This window comes from Streptomyces sp. GC420 (genome assembly GCF_009916105.1).
Taxonomy (GTDB): Bacteria; Actinomycetota; Actinomycetes; order Streptomycetales; family Streptomycetaceae; genus Streptomyces.
The window spans coordinates 1-2,809 of record NZ_JAAAXQ010000629.1; the positions used below are offsets into that span (position 1 = coordinate 1).

Annotated in this window: 2 protein-coding genes; both read right to left on the bottom strand. The window is 70.2% G+C overall.

Annotation, left to right across the window (positions count from 1 at the left end; all coding sequences use genetic code 11):
• Positions 1 to 170: 170 nt before the first annotated feature.
• A complete protein-coding gene (locus tag GUY61_RS37115) occupies positions 171 to 1,790 on the bottom strand; it encodes a multicopper oxidase family protein (protein ID WP_166634693.1) in 1,620 nt (539 codons plus the stop codon).
• A 640-nt stretch (positions 1,791 to 2,430) separates the two neighbouring features.
• Positions 2,431 to 2,754: a metal-sensitive transcriptional regulator gene (locus GUY61_RS37120; RefSeq protein WP_166634694.1), complete on the bottom strand. Its 324-nt coding sequence runs from the start codon at positions 2,752 to 2,754 to the stop codon at positions 2,431 to 2,433.
• Positions 2,755 to 2,809: the final 55 nt, after the last annotated feature.

Genomic DNA, 2,809 nt, shown 5'->3' on the forward strand with positions numbered 1-2,809 from the left:
GGGCTGCCCGATGCCGACACCTACGGCATCGGGCAGCCCCGCCGTGAACCCGTACGGGCGTGCGCCGTCCATGGCTCTCCCGACGCGAACGGGGGCGCTGCCGGAACCGGCCCTCCTACGGGGAGTCGGCTCGGAAGGGCTTGCCCCGGCACCAGCCGCGTGCGGGTCGATCAGGCTTCGTAGGCAACCAGCGCCATCATCCCCGCCTCGCCGTGGTAGGCGTTGTGGCAGTGCAACATCCACTGCCCCGGGTTGTCGGCGTCGAAGAACACCGACACTGTCTTCATCGGCAGCACAATCGTGGTGTCCTTGCGCGGTCCGGCGCTGCCGAGCTGGTAGGTGTGGCCGTGCAGGTGCATCGGGTGCCACATGGTGGTGGTGTTGACGAAGTCGAGCCGGACCCGCTGGCCCTGCTCAACGGTGATCGGATGCGCGGTCGGGTCGTTCATGTCGAACCGCTTGCCGTTGATGGCCCAGTCGTACGTCATCATGCCGCCGGTCAGCTCGATGCGGTGGACCTGATCCGCCGTCTTCGGCGCCAGACGCACGTCGTCCGCGGCGCGCAGGCGCGACGCGGTCGTGATCGTTCCGTTCAGCTCCTGCGGGCGTGTCGTCGGCTTCGGCACACGGCCCGATCCTGTGCGGACCAGCGCCATACCGGTAGCGTTCTTGCCCTCTGCCAGTGCGACGAGGGGGAACACGCCATCGCCCAGGGTGACGAGGGCGTCGTAGCGCTCGCCCATGCCGATGAGGACGGCGTCGACCTGCTGGTGCCGGATCGGGAAGCCGTCGGTGTGGGTGAGGGTGAGCTTGTGGCCGCCGAGGGCGACGCGGTACGCGGTGTCGCCGCCGGCATTGATCAGACGCAGCCGGACGCGCTTGCCTGGCTTGGTTCGGAAGACCTCCGGGTCGGCCGGGACACGGCCATTGATCAGGTGGTGGGGATACTTCACGTCGCCTGCGTCGCCTCCGAGCAGTCGGCTCCGGGCGCCCATCAGCATGAACTTCGACGACATGCCTGAGCCGGAGGACGGGGACGGTGAGGTGCTCGTCGCCCCCGTGCCGCTGCCCATGTCCATCCCTGCCATGTCTCCCATGTCGTGGCCCTCGTGGCCGGAGGAGCTGCCGGATTCCTCGCCCATGTGCATCCGGCCCATGCCCTGCTTCAACTCGGCGAAGGCGTCGTCCGGGCTGCCGATGACGCCGTCGAGCCAGTCGTCGAGGACGATCACCCACTCCTCGTCGTACGACAACGGCTCCCTCGGGTCCTCCACGATCAACGGCGCGTACAGGGCCCGGTCGAGCTGCACACCGACGTGCGGGTGGAAGAAGTAGGTCCCGGGGGTGTCGGCGGTGAACCGGTAGGGGAAATTGCGTCCTGCCCGGACGGCTGTCTGGGTGGCCGGCGGTACGCCGTCCATGTCGTTGCGCAGGGCGATGCCGTGCCAGTGGATGGAGGTGGTGGTCTGCTTGGGCAGCTGGTTGGACAGCGTGACGTCCAGTGTGTCACCGGCCGCCACTCGCAGTTCCTTGCCCGGCAGCCGGCCGCTGAAGGCCCAGGTCCTGGCCGTGATCCCGGCGCCCAGTTCGACCGTGGCCTGAGCGGCGGTCAGGGTCAGTGGGTGGGTCTTGCCACTTCTGGCGCGCTTCGCATCGGCGGCTGCGACGGCCGGCCCGGAGGGGCTGACCAGGGCGGGCGTGCTGCCGGAGCCGCTGCAGGCGGCGAGCGCGCCCGCGCCCGCGACGCCGAGCCCGGCCAGCAGGACGGAGCGGCGGTTCATGCTGTTCACAGAGGGTGTCCTTCTTCTCGATATCGCTGTTGTCCGGTCGCGTGCAGGCGCGGCTGAGCGCGCGCGTGAGCGCGTGCAGCCGCGGGCGCGGCCTACAGCAGCAATCGAGAGAGAACGGAAAGATCGGGTGGGGCCCGGCCTGTGGTTCCCGGGACGTCACGGCCAGCGGCTGCACCGGAACCCGGGGCCGGGGCGCAGTCGATCGAGGGCTCGTGGTCGGGCGGGAGCTTCATGCTGCCGGTGTCGGCGGCGGCGCAGTGCTGCATCGCTGTGCCTGAGCACGCCCCGTCATCGTCATGAGCCGCAGTTGAGGTTGTGACGCCGGGCGGCATGGCGTGTCCGCTCGTGTGGACGGACATCGCGAGCGTGGTCGTGTGGTGCGTGCCCTCCATGGCCCGGGCCGGCGGCACGTGCGTGAGCGCGGCGGCCGTTTCGTGGTGGACGAGAACCGCGAGCGCCGCCACCAGCGCGATGACGGCAGCGCGTGTCCACCGGAGCGCGGCGCCGCGAGCACCGCCTGGCCGGTGGTCGGCTGTCGTCATGGCTTCCGTCCGTTCGCAATGTGACACGGCTGGTCGCCGTCAATATACCCGGCAGGGGTAAGGGGGACGACTGGGATGCGGGGGGCACTGGGTGGTGGCTACAGACGCAGTGCGCGGCGCAGGGTGTCGTTGAGTTCTGCGAACTTGTCCTCGGCCTGCTCGGGGTCGGTGCGGGCGGCGTTGGTGACGCAGCTGCGGACGTGGTCGTCGACGAGCCCGAGGGCGACTTCCTGCAGGGCGCGGCCGGCGGCGGTGATCTGGGTGAGGACGTCGATGCAGTAGCGGTCGTCGGCGACCATGCGGGAAATGCCGCGTATCTGGCCCTCGATCTTGTTCAGGCGGGCCAGGTGGTCGGCCTTGTGGTCGGCGTAACCGGGTGCCTGGTCGCGGGTGTCGCGTGGGGTGGCCGGAGCGGTGGTCATCGGGGTTCGCCTCCCTCGCGGGTGCCGCGGGTGCCGCCGGTGGTGGGGGCGGGGT